Annotated in this window: 14 protein-coding genes and 1 pseudogene; 7 read left to right on the forward strand and 8 right to left on the reverse strand. The window is 70.8% G+C overall.

The window, feature by feature from the left end; all coding sequences use genetic code 11:
* Positions 1–23: 23 nt before the first annotated feature.
* On the reverse strand, positions 24–191 hold the full coding sequence (locus ABZV00_RS26985) for a hypothetical protein (protein ID WP_328421424.1): 168 nt from the start codon (positions 189–191) through the stop codon (positions 24–26).
* A 112-nt stretch (positions 192–303) separates the two neighbouring features.
* Positions 304–690: a hypothetical protein gene (locus ABZV00_RS26990; RefSeq protein WP_328426146.1), complete on the reverse strand. Its 387-nt coding sequence runs from the start codon at positions 688–690 to the stop codon at positions 304–306.
* Between the two features lie 70 nt (positions 691–760).
* On the opposite strand from ABZV00_RS26990, the gene ABZV00_RS26995 reads away from it, so the two are divergent.
* Together ABZV00_RS26995 and ABZV00_RS27000 are read left to right on the forward strand one after the other, a co-directional pair.
* Positions 761–1513, forward strand: a complete 753-nt coding sequence (locus tag ABZV00_RS26995; protein ID WP_355610864.1) for a M23 family metallopeptidase — start codon at positions 761–763, stop codon at positions 1511–1513.
* A gap of 29 nt (positions 1514–1542) precedes the next feature.
* The gene (locus ABZV00_RS27000) at positions 1543–2613 is read left to right on the forward strand and encodes a PHP domain-containing protein (RefSeq protein ID WP_355610867.1); all 1071 of its coding nucleotides are present in this window, start codon (positions 1543–1545) and stop codon (positions 2611–2613) included.
* Here the strand turns inward: ABZV00_RS27000 and ABZV00_RS27005 are convergent.
* Positions 2496–3612: pseudogene (locus tag ABZV00_RS27005) on the reverse strand (DMT family transporter); the annotation flags it as partial. The gene ABZV00_RS27000 and the pseudogene ABZV00_RS27005 sit on opposite strands and share 118 nt — an antisense overlap.
* A gap of 142 nt (positions 3613–3754) precedes the next feature.
* Here ABZV00_RS27005 and ABZV00_RS27010 point away from each other — a divergent pair.
* Positions 3755–5425: a DUF885 domain-containing protein gene (locus ABZV00_RS27010; RefSeq protein WP_355610870.1), complete on the forward strand. Its 1671-nt coding sequence runs from the start codon at positions 3755–3757 to the stop codon at positions 5423–5425.
* A 74-nt stretch (positions 5426–5499) separates the two neighbouring features.
* Here ABZV00_RS27010 and ABZV00_RS27015 read toward each other — a convergent pair whose 3' ends face one another.
* Positions 5500–7068, reverse strand: a complete 1569-nt coding sequence (locus ABZV00_RS27015) for a DUF6114 domain-containing protein (RefSeq protein ID WP_355610873.1) — start codon at positions 7066–7068, stop codon at positions 5500–5502.
* A 77-nt stretch (positions 7069–7145) separates the two neighbouring features.
* Positions 7146–7760, reverse strand: coding sequence for a DUF6230 family protein (locus tag ABZV00_RS27020; protein ID WP_355610876.1), 615 nt, complete (start codon positions 7758–7760; stop codon positions 7146–7148).
* A gap of 399 nt (positions 7761–8159) precedes the next feature.
* Between ABZV00_RS27020 and ABZV00_RS27025 the strand changes: the two genes are divergently transcribed.
* Entirely contained in the window at positions 8160–8894 is a 735-nt protein-coding gene (locus ABZV00_RS27025; protein ID WP_355610879.1) for a class I SAM-dependent methyltransferase, read from the forward strand.
* 224 nt (positions 8895–9118) lie between these two features.
* Here ABZV00_RS27025 and ABZV00_RS27030 read toward each other — a convergent pair whose 3' ends face one another.
* Complete coding sequence (locus ABZV00_RS27030) at positions 9119–9457, reverse strand: helix-turn-helix domain-containing protein (RefSeq protein WP_355610882.1); 339 nt, start codon at positions 9455–9457, stop codon at positions 9119–9121.
* A 96-nt stretch (positions 9458–9553) separates the two neighbouring features.
* On the opposite strand from ABZV00_RS27030, the gene ABZV00_RS27035 reads away from it, so the two are divergent.
* Positions 9554–10435: an NAD(P)-binding domain-containing protein gene (locus tag ABZV00_RS27035; protein ID WP_355610885.1), complete on the forward strand. Its 882-nt coding sequence runs from the start codon at positions 9554–9556 to the stop codon at positions 10433–10435.
* Between the two features lie 173 nt (positions 10436–10608).
* Here ABZV00_RS27035 and ABZV00_RS27040 read toward each other — a convergent pair whose 3' ends face one another.
* Positions 10609–11829, reverse strand: a complete 1221-nt coding sequence (locus tag ABZV00_RS27040) for a DUF3068 domain-containing protein (protein ID WP_355610888.1) — start codon at positions 11827–11829, stop codon at positions 10609–10611.
* A gap of 111 nt (positions 11830–11940) precedes the next feature.
* Between ABZV00_RS27040 and ABZV00_RS27045 the strand changes: the two genes are divergently transcribed.
* Together ABZV00_RS27045 and ABZV00_RS27050 are read left to right on the forward strand one after the other, a co-directional pair.
* Entirely contained in the window at positions 11941–13200 is a 1260-nt protein-coding gene (locus ABZV00_RS27045; RefSeq protein WP_355610891.1) for an acyltransferase, read from the forward strand.
* Positions 13201–13289: 89 nt separating this feature from the next.
* Positions 13290–14486, forward strand: a complete 1197-nt coding sequence (locus ABZV00_RS27050) for a glycosyltransferase family 4 protein (protein WP_355610894.1) — start codon at positions 13290–13292, stop codon at positions 14484–14486.
* On the opposite strand, the gene ABZV00_RS27055 is transcribed toward ABZV00_RS27050, so the two are convergent.
* Positions 14471–14665 carry a hypothetical protein gene (locus ABZV00_RS27055; protein ID WP_355610897.1) on the reverse strand — a complete coding sequence of 65 codons (195 nt, stop codon included), beginning with the start codon at positions 14663–14665 and terminating at the stop codon, positions 14471–14473. The two genes, ABZV00_RS27050 and ABZV00_RS27055, sit on opposite strands and share 16 nt — an antisense overlap.
* Between the last annotated feature and the right edge of the window lie 3 nt (positions 14666–14668).

Raw genomic sequence — 14668 nt, forward strand, 5'->3', positions numbered from 1 at the left:
CGGTCATTCCTGACAAAGTCGGATCAGCCGGCTACCCGACGGCGGGTGGCGATGAGTTGGCGCAGACGCTCGGTACGCAGCCGATTTGGCCGGGTGCGCTGGCGTACCGCCCGGGCCCCCGCCAACTCGGCGAGCAACTGCAGGCGGCGGCGGCTTCGATCGGGGTCCTGCCGCGAGGTGGTCCAGGCCATAGTGCCGAGCGTGCCGAGTCTCGGCGGCCACGTCAAGACGGCGTTCGCTACGCAGCCAACCGGGCACACGCCGCAGTCACCGGCACCCGATCTGGGGCAGGCCCGGACCGGTTCACCAGAGCGGCCAGTCGCCGCCGGTCGCCCAGCGGACCGCCACCACGGCGGCGGCGATGCTCCAGCCACCGGCGGTGACGATGGCCACTCCGGTGGCCACTCCGCGGTCGCCGAAGCGGACCAGCACCAGGGCGGTCAGCCACGCCAGCAGGCCGGCCACCACCGTCCACCACGCGTAGCTGGCCACGTCGGTGCCGAGCAGGCCGAACAGCAGCAGCCAGCCGGCCGCCGCGCCGCCGCCAGCGGCGACACCGCCGCCGGTGACCGGGTGCGGTTCGCGGTAGGTGGGGCGGGTCGGCGGCCCGGACGGAAAGAGCCCCGAGGGGGTACGCGACACCGGGCGTGCGGCGAAGCCGGGACCCGGGTCGGGGTCGGGCCGGGCGATGGTCACCGTCGCTGCCCTCCCCTCATGTGCGTCATTCGTGCCCACGGTACCGGTCTGCCAGGATGACCGGATGCCCTCGCCGACGATCCGCCGCGCGCGTCCGGCGTACCCGATCCTGCTGCTGCTCGCCCCGGTGCTGGCCGCCGGCTGCGCGACCACCCGGCCGGGGGTGCCACCGGACGGCGGCGCGCCGACGACGCCGGCGGTCTGGGCCACCGGCGACCAGCCGGGGGCGACGCCAACGGCGACCGGCCCGGCCGCCCCGGCGCCGTCCCCGGCCGGGCCGTCGGCGACGGCACCCCGCGTCGGGCTGCGGCACGTCTTCCCGGTACGCGCCGACGACGTCGCCTATCACCCGACGCACGGGGCATACCCGGCGACGGACCTCTTCGCCGACTGTGGTGAGCCGTTCGTGGCGGTGACCGACGGGACGGTGCTGGAGGCGAGTCGCACCGACCAGTACGACAAGCGCGGGCCGCAGGGTCCGGACAACGGGGGTCTGTCGGTCGCCCTGCTCGGCGACGACGGGGTGCGCTACTACGGCTCGCACCTGAGCGTCGTGGCCACCGGCATCGACGCCGGGGTCCGGGTCCGTGCCGGGCAGCAGCTCGGCAAGGTGGGCCGCACCGGCAACGCGAACAACGTCTGCCACGTGCACTTCGGCATCTCGCCGCCGTGTACCGGCAAGGACGGCTGGTGGATCCGGCGTGGGGTCTTGTGGCCGGCGCGCTACCTGGACTCCTGGCGGCGCGGTGGCAATCGCGAGCCGGCCGCCGAGGTGACCGCGTGGCAGCGCAAACACGGCTGTCCGAAGGCTCCCTGACGGACCCCGTACCGACTAGGTTCGGTGGGATGAAGGCCCGGGACCCCATCGCCGACCTGCGCCGGATCGCTTTCCTGCTGGAGCGGGCGAACGAGGCCACCTACCGGGTGCGGGCCTTCCGGTCGGCGGCGAAGGCGCTGGCCGGCCTGCCGGCGGCCGAGGTGGCCGAGCGGGCCGGCAACGGCACGCTCACCGAACTGGCCGGGGTCGGTGACGTCACGGCCCGCTGCGTGGCGGAGTCGCTGGCCGGCGAGGAGCCGGTCTACCTACGCCGGCTGGTGGCGACCGAGGGCAGTGACCTGGACGCCGAGGCGACGGCGCTGCGCACCGCCCTGCGCGGCGACTGTCACACCCACTCGGACTGGTCCGACGGCGGCTCGCCGATCGAGGAGATGGCGCTGGCCGCGGTCGAGATGGGCCACGAGTACCTGGTGCTGACCGACCACTCGCCCCGGCTGAAGGTGGCCCGCGGGCTGACTGCCGACCGGCTGCCCAGCCAGCTCGACCATGTGGCGAAGGTCAACGCGGCGCTGCCGGAGGGTTTTCGGATCCTGACCGGGATCGAGGTGGACATCCTCGCCGACGGCTCGCTGGACCAGGACGAGGAGCTGCTGGCCCGGCTGGACGTGGTGGTCGGCTCGGTGCACAGCGGCCTGAACGACGAGCGGGCGAAGATGACCCGGCGGATGCTGACCGCGGTCGCCAACCCGCACCTGGACATCCTCGGGCACTGCACCGGCCGGATGGTGTCGTCCCGCCCCGCCGGGGTGACCGGTCCCGGCGACCGGGCGCACCGGGTTCGGACCAGGGCGGAGAGCGACTTCGACGCGGACGCGGTCTTCGCCGCCTGCGCGGAGCACGACACCGCCGTCGAGATCAACTCCCGACCGGAGCGGCAGGACCCACCGAAGCGGCTGATCCGCCGTGCCCTGGAGGCCGGCTGCCGGTTCGCGATCAACACGGACGCGCACGCGCCTGGCCAGCTCGACTGGCAGCGGTTCGGCTGCGAGCGGGCCGCCCGCTGCGGCGTCCCCGCCGACCGGGTGGTCAACACCTGGTCGGCGGAACAGTTGGTGGCCTGGACCGGCGAGCGGTCCTGAGCCACACCCGGCGGAACCTCAGCGGCTGGCCGGCTCCGCAGCGGGCGCGGCGGGAGCGCCGACGCCGACCACCGGCCGGGGTCGACGCCGACCGAACACGCCCTGCGAGACCGCGACCCCCAACAGCACGATGAGGGCGCCGACCGGCTGGTGCCAGTTGAGCCGCTCGTCGAGTGCCACGGCCCCGATCAGCACCGCGAAGATCGGGATCAGGTAGGTGACGGTGGAGGCGGTGCTCGCACCGGCCACCCGGATGTTGCGCATGTTGATGACGAAGGCGAGCCCGGTGCCGAGCGCACCGAGAGTCAGCACGCTGGCCACCACCTTCGGCGAAAGGTCGGTAGGCAGGGGCGGCGCGCCCGCCACGAACGGGGTGACGATGGCCAGTTGCAAGGCGGCGATCAGCAACTGTGCCGCGGAGAGCGACAGGCCGGAGTGCGCGCTGGCCGCGACGAACCGCTTCTGGTACGGGATGGCGACGCCGTAGCAGGCGGCCGCGCCGAAGCACATCAACTGCCCGACGAAGTGCGCCCCGCCGATCCCCTCCCAGACCCCGAGCACCACGAGCACGCCGAGGAAACCCAGCCCGAGCCCGACCGCGCGGCGCACGGTCAGCCGCTCGGTGCGGAAGACCAGCACCGCCAGCGGCAGCACGATCAGCGGCGTGGTGGCGTTCCAGATGCCGGCCAGCATCGACTCGACGCGCTGCTCGCCGTAGCCGAAGAGGGTGAACGGCACGGCCACGCCGAACGCGGCGACGACGCTCAGGTGTGCCCAGACCCGGGGCTCGCGGGGCAGCCGGTCGCGCAACACGGCGAGGACCACCAGCAGGGTCAGCGCGCCGGCGACGACCCGGTAGAGGGTGAGCTGGACGGGGTGCAGCTCCGCCACGCCGACCTTGATGAACAGGAAGCTGGAACCCCAGATCGCGGCGAGGGCGACGAATCCCGGCAGCCAGGTGCGCAGCGGCGCCTTGTCAGGAGTGATATCGGCGGTCACCCCTGACACTCTGCCGGAGTCGTACGACAAAGTCCCGCGACTTTCGGACACCGTGGCGGCCACCACTGTGCTGCCGCGCCTGCTGGCTGAACACGACAAACGTCATCGACACCAGGGCGGGTCGGTCACGTAGGGTCGCAGCGTGGGACGAATTGATGAACTCGCCAACCGTTACGTGGCCGAGTGGGCGCCGTTGAGCCCAACCGGCGCGACCTATGTCGGCATCGCCGGCCACGACGACCAACTCGACGACCTGTCACCCGAGGGCTACCAGGCGCGCGCGGACCTGACCCGCCGGACGCTCACCGAGCTCGACGTGACCGAGCCGGCCACCGAGGCGGAGCGCACCGCCAAGGAGGCCATGCAGGAACGGCTCGGCCTGGACCTGGCCCGGTACGACGCCGGCGAGGCGACCAGCGAGGTCAACGTGATCGCCAGCGGGCTGCACGACATCCGCATGGTGTTCGACCTGATGCCGACCGCGACGGCCGACGAGCAGGCCAACATCGCGGCCCGACTCAACGGCTTCCCCAGTGCGTTGGAGGGCTACAAGACCACGCTGCGCGAGGCGGTCGCCGCCGGCCAGGTCAGCTCGAAGGTGCAGCTGATCGAGGTGGCAAAGCAGTGCGACATCTGGGTCGACCCAACCGGGGACAACTTCTTCCACGGGCTGATCGAGCGGCTGGGCGTGGACGGCACGCTCGGCGCGGAGCTACGCCGGGGCGCGGCGGCGGCCACCGCGGCGACCGCGGAGTTCGGCCAGTTCCTCCGTAGCGAGTTGGCCCCGCACGGGCGGGACAAGCAGGCCGCCGGCCGGGAGCGCTACGAACTCGCCTCGCAGTACTTCCTCGGCGCGAAGATCGACCTGGACGAGACGTACGCCTGGGGCTTCGCGGAGCTGGCCCGCCTGGAGGCGGAGATGCGCGTCGTCGCCGGGCGCATCGCGGGTTCCGGTGCCAGCGTCGACGACGCCGTACGCGCCCTGGACGCCGACCCGGCGCGGACCATCCAGGGCAAGGAGGCATTCCGGGACTGGATGCAGGCGCTCGCCGACAAGGCGATCAGCGAGCTGCACGGCACCCACTTCGACATCCCGGAGCAGGTCCGCCGGATCGAGTGCTGCCTCGCCCCGACCAGCGACGGCGCCATCTACTACACCGGGCCGAGCGAGGACTTCTCCCGCCCGGGCCGGATGTGGTGGGCGGTGCCCCAGGGCATCACCGACTTCTCCACCTGGCGGGAGGTGACCACGGTCTACCACGAGGGCGTGCCGGGTCACCACCTTCAGGTGGCGCAGACCGCGGTCCGGGCCGACCTGCTCAACCGCTGGCAGCGGCTGCTCTGCTGGGTCTCCGGGCACGGCGAGGGCTGGGCGCTCTACTCGGAGCGGCTGATGGACGAGCTGGGCTACCTGGAGGACCCGGGCGACAAGCTGGGCATGCTCGACGGCCAGGCGATGCGCGCGGCGCGGGTGATCGTCGACATCGGCATGCACCTGGAGCTGGAGATCCCGAAGGACAACCCGTTCGGCTTCCACCCCGGCGAGCGGTGGACGCCCGAGCTGGGCTGGGAGTTCATGCGGGCGCACTGCCGGGTGCCGGACGAGAACCTGCGGTTCGAGCTGAACCGCTACCTGGGTTGGCCGGGGCAGGCCCCGTCGTACAAGGTCGGTGAGCGGATCTGGCTCCAGGCCCGCGAGGACGCCAAGGCCCGCAAGGGCGCCGACTTCGACCTGCGGGAGTTCCACCGGCAGGCGTTGGATCTGGGTGCGCTGGGCCTCGACCCGCTGCGCCAGGCGCTGGCCCGGCTCTGAGCCGCTGACGGCTCCGGGTGCCGGCGGTACGACAAGCCCGCTGGCACCCGGAGCCGTGATGACGGGTGCGCCGCTCAGCCGAGGGTCAGTGCCAACGACGGCCGGGCGGTCAGGGTGTCGCTGGTGACGTACGCCAGGTCCATGACGGGGTCGGTGAACGTGATCGAGATCGGCAGGGTGACCGGGATGCCGTCCGGCAAGGGCAGATCCGGGGTCAGAGTGATCTTGATGCCGAGCAGCTTCCCGACGAACCGGGTGGAGTAGAAGGCCACGTCACCACGGACGGTCAGCCGGTCGGTCTTGTACAGCTGGTTGCGCCCGTCGGGGCCGTCCGCGCGGAGCAGGAAGTCGTCGGTCACCGCCTCCCGCATGCTGAACTTCAGCACCTTGAGGTGGCCCTTCTCGGTCTGCAGCTCGGTGGTCCCGTCGAACCGCAGCCCGGTCATGGTGACCTTGGAGCCGGTGAGCTTGGACGGCATCTGGGCCACCTTCGGCAGGGTCGGGTCGGCGGCGATGCGCGGCAACGGCTTGCCCGGCTCCGCCTTGCCCGGTGCCACCGTGCCCGGACTGCCCGGCCGCGTCGGGGACGGGCAGGCGGCGGATCCGGGGCGGGGCGTCGGAGTGCTGGTCGGCTGCGCCGAGGGCGTGGCGGTCGGGCTCGCCGACGGCGTCGCGGTCTCCTTGCGGCGGCCACCGGTGAGCAGGTCACCGATCCCGTCCAAAATGTCGGTGATCACGTTGCCGCTCCGCGTCGGGCTCGGGCTCGCCGTCGGCGTCGAGGTGGGCGCACTGGGACTGGGAGTCGGAGTGACGACCCGGGGCGGGGTCGGACAGGCGGTCACGGTGGGCCGGTTCGGGGCGGCCTGCACCGCCCGGGGCTGGGTGGCCAGTCCGGCCGCGGCGAGGCCGAGCACCACCAGGGCGACTCCGAACGCCCGCGGATCAGCGGAACGTCCCGGCCACTCGGGCGGTGCGCCCGCGTCGGTCGCGCCGCCCGCCGGGTGACCCACCCGTTCGTCGACCGCGCCGGCCGGCTCCGATTCGATCCGCTCCGTGTCGACCCGTTCCGTGTCGACCCGCTCGACGCCGGCCTGGTCGGTTCCCGCCTGCTCGGCTCCGTCCGGCTCGGTTCGGTGCTGTTCGGTTCCGTGCTGCTCCTCGGTTCCGTGCTGCTCCGCGTGGGGCTGATCCTCATCGGCCTGCTCCGCGTCGGACAGTTCGGCGTCGGACAGTTCAGCGGCGGTCGGCGCGGGTCGGATCGGCGTCCAGGCGAAGGCGAGCGCGCTGCCCACGATGCCGAGCAGCAGGCCGACGAAGAAGCCGCCGAGGTTGAGCCCGATCAGCGAGTAGACCGCGGTGACCGCCGCGACAACCGAGTAGAACAGCCGCTGTGCCGGGCTGAGCCAGAGCAGCAGGCCGCAGGTCACCAGGATCGCCGGGATCAGCAGCGAGAGCAGGCCGGTAGCTCCACTGGAGAAGCTCAGGCCGTTGAGCGTCATCCGGGTGGAGGCGAACATCTCCACCCCGGCCAGGGCGGTGAGGAGGCCACCCCAGAACGGTCGGCTCCGCTGCCAGCGGCGGAAGGTCCGCCACACCTGGGCCGTACCGCCGGGCCGGGCGTGGGACGGGTTGGCGGTTGTCACGTACTCCTCCTGGCGGAGCGGGGTCGGGGACAGGGTCGTGGCCCGCGCTGGTCTGCCACCGCGGGCCACGACTCACCTCAGAAGCACTCCTTGCCCTTGGCGTCGTCGCCCACGTTGACCTTCAACCGGAGGCCGACCAGGTTGAAGGTGGCCGCCGTGGTGTACCGGGACACCTGCTGGAGGTTGGTGATGGTGACGTGGTCGGAGTTCTGACCGAACGAACCCTTCTGCGCCGTCGCGTTCAGGTCGGTCGCGTCCCGGCCAATCTTGATGTTGGTGAACGTCGCGTTGCCGTCGAGCGAGTCCATCGCAATCAGCAGGTCCTTGGCCCGAGCGGGCTCCTTGCCCTCACCGGCGTTGATGGTGAGCACCACCGGCAGGCCGGGCAGGTCGGAGCGGACGGACTGGCAGAGGCTGTACAGCTCGGCGCTGCTGATCTCGGCGAGGGCGATCGGGTGGACCTTGCCGTCCTCGCCCTTCTCCCGGACGATGCCGCCGTACTGCTTGAAGCCGTCGCCCTCGAGGCGGTCCGCGCCGATCTTGAACGTCTGCCCGGAGACGGTGACGTCGGACGCGATGGCGCCGGTCGACATGCCGAACAGGATGGCGCCGACGGCGGCTGTGGCGGGCACCGCCATGGCGGCGAACCGACGCCACCGGGTACGACCCTGATTGTCAAACCGATCCTGCACGGGTTCCTCCTCAGGTGGCCGGTCCCGAACTGGCGGCCCCGCACCGGGCCCGTCATCTGTTACCGGCGGGTAACGATCGAGCCTGATCGTGCACCCGTTGCGGCGTGGCTCACAACCCCTCGATTACCCAGCGGTAACACGAGGGCGACTCAGGAGCATGGCGCCGTCACGAAACGTGGAACTTGCCGTACGGACAGAAGCCCCATACGGCGATAAATACATCAGGAGCCTGTGGCGCAACAACAGAGAGTGGCAGAGCATCGACCAATTACAATTAGGTAACGGATGTAAAGTAGCGCCGGTCGTGGAGGACCTTCGGCTCGCCGCCGCTCGCCCGCATCCAGCCGACCGGACAACAGGCGGGCCGTGGCGAATGCCCGGGTGCCCTAGGGTTTCGGCGTGAATCTGAACGACGTGCGGCGCGACTGGACCAAGCTGGGAGCTGAAGATCCACTCTGGGCCGTACTTGTTCAGCCCGGCAAGCGCGGCGGACGGTGGGACGTCGAGGAGTTCCTGGCCACCGGCCGCGCCGACGTCGAGGAGACGACAGGCTGGCTTCGCCAGTTCGGCCTGCCCACCCGCTGGGAGCGAGTGCTCGACTTCGGCTGCGGCGTTGGGCGGCTGTCGCAGGCGCTCGCTCCGTACGCGGACGAGGTCGTCGGTGTGGACATCGCTCCGCCCATGCTGGAGACCGCCCGACGACTGGACCGGAGCGCCGGGAACATCAGGTTCGTCCTCAACGACGCGCCGGACCTGAGCCATTTCCCCGACGGCCACTTCGACCTGGTCTACAGCGCCCTGGTGTTGCAGCACCTGCCGCGCCCCGCCATCGACCACTATCTGGCCGAGTTCCTGCGCGTGCTGCGGCCAGGCGCCGTCGCCGTCGTGGGGTTGCCAACCGAGCTGGCGCGTACGCCCAGGGGCATCATCTGGCAGGTGGCGCCCTTCCCCCTGATCAGCTGGGCACAGCGCCACCTGCTCAATTATCCGGCGCCGATGAAGATGACGGTCGTACCGCACGCCGACGTGGTGCGGCTGATGGCCGCGCACGACGGGGAGATCGTCGGGCAGTGGCGCGATCTGCCGTACAGCGACGACTGGGTCTGGACGCGGTATGTGATACGCCGTGGCTAGGGTCTGTTGCGAAAGTAGATCTTGAGCGTTACGGCCCGCGGGACGTGGTGACCTGACGATCGGCCAGTGGGTCCGGCTGGAACCTCAAGCGCCACCGGGCTGTGGCCACGAGATACGACAAGCTTGCCGTCCGCTACGAGGCAACCGTGCTGGTCGCAGTCCTCAACGAGTGGCTGTGACCAGCACTTCCATCAAACGCCCTAGCCCGCCTTCCCCTCCAGCCCTCAAGCGATCGGCCGCTCGCGTCCCCAGGCGGCCAGCGGCTCAAGTGCGTCGTTGAGGCGCACGCCGTCCTCGGTCAGCGAGTACTCGACGCGCGGTGGCACCTCGTCGTAGGAGACGCGGCGCACGACGCCGTCGGCTTCCATCTCACGTAGGTGAGAAGCCAGTACCTTCTCGGTGATCCCCGGCAGCAGTCGACGCAGCTCGCCGAAGCGGCGGTAGGGGTGCTCGTGGAGTGCCCAGAGGATCAGCACCTTCCACTTGCCGCCGATCACCTCCATCGCGGTGTCGATCCCGCAGACGTGTCCGTCTGGTGCGCCCGGCCGGTTCAGTGTCGTCATGCCCCACTCTTCCGACGTGCTCGCTCACCCCGGGGTAACTACCCACTCCGAAGTGCGTACTTGATCACCTCCGGACCTGCGGCCAGCCTAATCGGCATGGCACAGAACACTGTTGAGAAGACTCCCGTCACGCTGCTGGGCCTCGGCGCGATGGGCACGGCGCTGGCCCGTACCTGGCTTGCCGCCGGTCACCCGCTCACCGTCTGGAACCGCACCCCGGCCCGCGCCTCGGCGCTCTCCGCCGAGGGAGCGAGGGTCGCCGACAGCGCCGCTGAGGCCGTCGCAGCGAACACCCTGGTCGTCGTTTGTCTATTGGACGACGCCTCGGTCGATGAGGTGCTGGCCGGCACCGACCTGACCGACAAGGATCTGGTCAATCTGACCACTAGCACCCCTGCCCGCTCCCGCGCCCGCGCCGAGTGGGCCCGCGAGCGCGGCGCCCGCTACCTGGACGGCGGAATCATGGCTGTCCCTCCGATGATCGGCGTCCCGGAGGCCGGCGGCTACGTCTTCTACAGCGGCGCGCGGGAGCTGTTCGAGCGGCACCAGGAGACGCTGGGCGTCCCGGCCGGCACTACCTACGTCGGCCAGGACGCGGGCTTCGCGGCCCTGCACGACGTGGCGCTGCTCAGCGCCATGTACGGGATGTTCGCCGGGGCAGCGCACGCCTTCGCCCTGATCCGCAAGGAGGACATCGACCCCGCGTCGCTGGCCCCACTGCTCGCCGACTGGCTCGTCGCGATGGCCCCGGCAGTTCACCAGACCGCCGACCAGCTGCGCAGCGGCGACTACACCAAGGGTGTCGTCTCCAATCTCGCCATGCAGGTGGCCGGCACGCCGACCTTGCTGAGCACCGCCGAACAGCAGGGGGTCAGCCCGGAACTGCTCAGCCCCTACTTCGAGCTGATGCGCCGCCGCCTGGCCGAGGGCAGCGGCGAGGAGGACCTGACGGGCGTAATCGACCTGCTGGTGCGCTGACCGGCCACTTGTCGGCCAGAGGCGATCGTGCTGGTCACAGCCCCCACGAGTAGCTGTGACGAGCACTTTCACAACACGCTCTGGCCGACCCACCCGGGGGCAGGTGGCGCTGTACGACTGAGGGGTGGACCGCATCACGGTCCACCCCTCAGTAGTGCTTCCTGTCGTACCCGTCAGCGCTGCTCCACCTCGCCCGACGCCGGGCGTTGGGTCGGCACCGTCGGATCCTCGGACTTCCAGTTCGTCGAAGCCGGCGGGATCTCGTCGGTCAGCGGACCGCCCGCGGGCTCGGTCCTGGACTGCTCGACGGTCTCCGTGTCACGTACCGGTTCCTGGTCCACCCGGGTCTGGGCCGGGTCGGCGGCGGGTGCCGCAGCCGACGCGGCGGCTGCCGCGTCGGCGCGGTGCCGAGCGCTGGCACCGTTGGCCCGCGTCACCAGCCAGGCGCCGGCGACGAGAGCGATCAGGCCGAGGACACCGGCGGCGATCGGGCCCCAGAGACTGATCAGGCCGATCTTGAAACGGTTGTCCTTGGCCGTCTTAACACTGTTGCTGACCGTCTCGTCGGTGTAGTTGAAGTCCGCGTCCAGCAGCACCGTGGGGGTGCCGGTGTTCGGGCGCAACTCCTTGCGCTGCTGCTCCCGAACGTTCAGGTAGGAGCCGGTCACCGGGTCGACCCAGAGCGTCCGGGTGTTGCTGTAGACGATCTGGCCGCTCGTGGCGCCGGGAGCGAACTTGCCGATCAGCGTCTGGAGGCTGCTCTCCGGGGTGGTCAGCGCCTCGTTCTCGATCCGCTGCTCGAAGCGGTACGCCTCGACGCCCTTGATGTTTTCGGTACCGGTGAACTTCGCCGGGAGTGCCCGTTTCAGGTCACGGTCGAAGACCTGATAGTCCCGCTTTCCGGTGCCGAACGGGAACTTGTAGATCTGGCCGGAGTAACTCACGTTGCCGACCGGGGTCTCACCTGCCCCGGTCTCGTTGAGCCACTGGTCCTTCCACGGGGCGGCGGCTCCGGAGATCCGGTAGAGGGCGAGCTCGGTGCTGTACTGGCTGACCACATCCTCGTTGTCGGCACGCCTGACCGTCTGGTAGACGTCCCAGATCACCGCGTCGCCCGTGAGCTCCTTCGGCAGCCGGTCCTTCGTGTCGTCCGGCTGCGGAATGACCTCCACGTTGGACAGCAGGGTGGCCTGCGGGACCTCGATGCTCACCGAGCTTCCGCTGGCGGTGATCTTCAGGAACCTGGCGTTCTTCGCCTCGGCGATGGACGTCGTCGGTTCGAGGTCATAGGGCAGCTTGGTCACGGCGGGGGCCACGTAAAACGGCAGCCCGGCCGCGAAGACCAGCAATAAGACACCGAGCCCGAAGAGCGCGGCGCCCACGCGAAGCTTCACTCATCCTCCTGTAACCTGCCGCCCTACGACCTGTTGTCCGGGGCACCCGATCCTTAACATGGCGGGAGGTTACTCCCCGGTCACCTTCAAAGCGACCCCCTGGATGTCCAGATGTCCACAGCCGCCGCGCCAAACGCGTCGGAGCCTTCGGTCACCGGCCGGCTCCCCGCGCTCGACGCACTGCGTGCGATCGGCGCCATGGCGGTCGTCGGTCACCACGTCGGATTCCAGACCGCCGTCACAATGAACGCCCAGTGGGGCGGCTGGCTCGCTCGGCTGGACGTCGGCGTCGCCATCTTCTTCGTGCTCTCGGGATTCCTGCTGTTCCGGCCGTGGGCCCTCAACGCCGCGACGGGCCGGCCCCGGCCACGTACCGCGCGGTATCTCTGGCGACGGGGTCTGCGGATCCTGCCGGCCTACTGGCTGGCGGTGGTGGTCTGCCTGATCGTCCTGCCGCAGAACCGGCCGGCGTCCGCCGGTGACTGGATCCGGCACCTCACCTTCACCCAGATCTACGACGCCGGTCACCTGCGCTACGGGCTCAGCCAGACCTGGAGCCTCGCCACCGAGGTCGTGTTCTACCTGATCCTGCCGCTGGTCGCCGTCCTCGCCGTGGGGCGGTCATGGCGTCCCGTCCGGACCGTCGTGATTGCCAGCGCGGGAGTGTTGTTGACCGCGGGCTGGCTCGCCCTGATGGCGATCGGCGTGCTCGACACGTCCGTGCACACCATGTGGTTCCCCTCGTACGGGGGCTGGTTCGGCGCGGGCATGGCCCTGGGGGCGGCGCACGTCGCGCTGCGGACCGGGACCGCGCCCGCCGCCTTCCGCGTGCTGGACGACCTCGCCTCGGCGCCGCTCGCCTGCTGGGGAGCGGCCGTCGGCCTGCTGGCGATCGCGACGACGCCCGTCGCCGGCCCCCGCGACCTCACCGGACCGACAGCCGCCGAGTTCTCCGTCAAGCTGACCCTGTACCTCGCGGTCGCGGTGCTGATCCTGATTCCGGTGGCGTTCGGTGGTCCGTCCCGAGTCAAGGAGGCACTCAGTAGCGGTCCCGCCCGGTGGCTCGGCGTGGTTTCCTACGGCCTTTTCCTGTGGCACCCGCTGGTCCTGGAACTCATCTACCTGCTGAGCGACCGGCCGCTGTTCACCGGCGGGCTGCTCAGCACCTTCGCCCTCACCATGCTCTTCGGTCTGGCGTACGCCGCGGCCAGCTACTACGGCATCGAGCGACCCATCCAGCTGCTCGGCTCGCAGCGGGGCCCTCGCCCGCGCGGGCGAGGGCCGGTGTCCGTCGCCGCCGCCGCCCCGGGCGCTCTGCCGCCCGCAGTCGAAACCGGCACTCCGGCACCGACGGTCGGCACCTCACGCTGACCAGTGCTGGCCCCCTCGGGGATTGCCGGCCGCGACTCTCAGCCCCTAGTGTGACGCGCGTCCCTAAATTACTTGAGAGTAGGGTTCGCGTGCAGCGTTGCGTCGACGTGCCAGGACACGTGCTGTTTCTCAACTGGCGGGACACCCGCAACCCCGAGGGTGGCGGGTCCGAGGTGTACGTGGAACGCATCGCCGCCGAGCTCGTGGCACGCGGTTTCCGCGCCACCCTGTTCTGCGCCGCCCACAGCCAGGCACCCGCTGACGAGGTCAACGAGGCGGGCGTACGGCTGGTGCGACGCGGCGGCCGGCACACCGTCTACCTCTGGGCGGCGCTCTGCTACATCGCCGGCGCGCTGGGCCTGGGCCCTTTGGCGGCACGGCGGGGCGGCCGACCCGACGTCCTGGTCGACGTCTGCAACGGCCTGCCGTTCCTCGCTCCGCTGTGGGCACGACGGCCGGTGGTCCGGCTGATCCACCACGTGCACCGCGAGCAGTGGCCGGTGGTCCTCCCGCAGTGGGCCGCCCGGTTCGGCTGGTGGGTCGAGTCGTCGCTCGCCGTACGCCTCTACCGCCGGTGCCGGTACGTCACCGTCTCCGAGGCCACCCGGAGGGAACTGGCCACGCTCGGCGTACCGCCGGAGCAGTGCGCGGTCGTGCACAACGGCACACCGGAGTTGCCCCGCACCGACGCCGAACGGTCGCCGTTCCCACTGCTCGTGACGCTGGGCCGGCTGGTGCCGCACAAGCGGGTGGAGGTGGCGCTGCGGGCTGTCGCTGCCCTGACCGACGACCTGCCACAACTGCGGCTGGTCGTCGCCGGCCAGGGTTGGTGGGAGCCGCACCTGCGCGCACTCGCCGCAGAGCTGGACATCGCCGAGCGGGTGGACTTCCGGGGCTTCGTGACGGAGGAGGAGAAGGCCGCCCTGCTCGCCTCGGCCTGGGTCGCACTGACCCCGTCGCTCAAGGAGGGCTGGGGTCTGACGATCGTGGAGGCGGGATCGGCGGGTACGCCCACGGTGGCGTTCCGGGAAGCGGGCGGCGTCGCCGAAGCGGTCGTCGACGGGCGCACCGGCCTGCTGGCCGACGACATCGACGACTACCTGGCGAAGGTGCGCCTGCTGCTGCACGAGGACGAGGTACGGCGAGAGATGGGCGCCGAAGCCCGGGAGCACGCGGCAAGCTTCACCTGGCAGGTCGCGGGTGGACGCTTCGCGGCCCTGCTGGAGGGCGCGGAATCGCCCCGCCCGGTACCGCGGCGGGGCGAGCCGTCCTACCTGGTGCCGTAAACCTCGGGGGCGTACGGGTCCTGCTTTCCGGCCCGCTTGGCCGCTTCCGAGACCTGCCGGGCCTCGGTGGCAGCTTCTTCGTCCGTGGCGGTCGCGGCGGCCGAGAGACCGCCGAGGGCCAGGATCCCCAGCAACGCCGCCACCAGGCCGGACGCGACCAGGGTCAGGGTTCTACGCATGCC

Source organism: Micromonospora sp. NPDC005173, assembly GCF_040608515.1.
In the GTDB taxonomy this organism is placed as follows: domain Bacteria; phylum Actinomycetota; class Actinomycetes; order Mycobacteriales; family Micromonosporaceae; genus Micromonospora.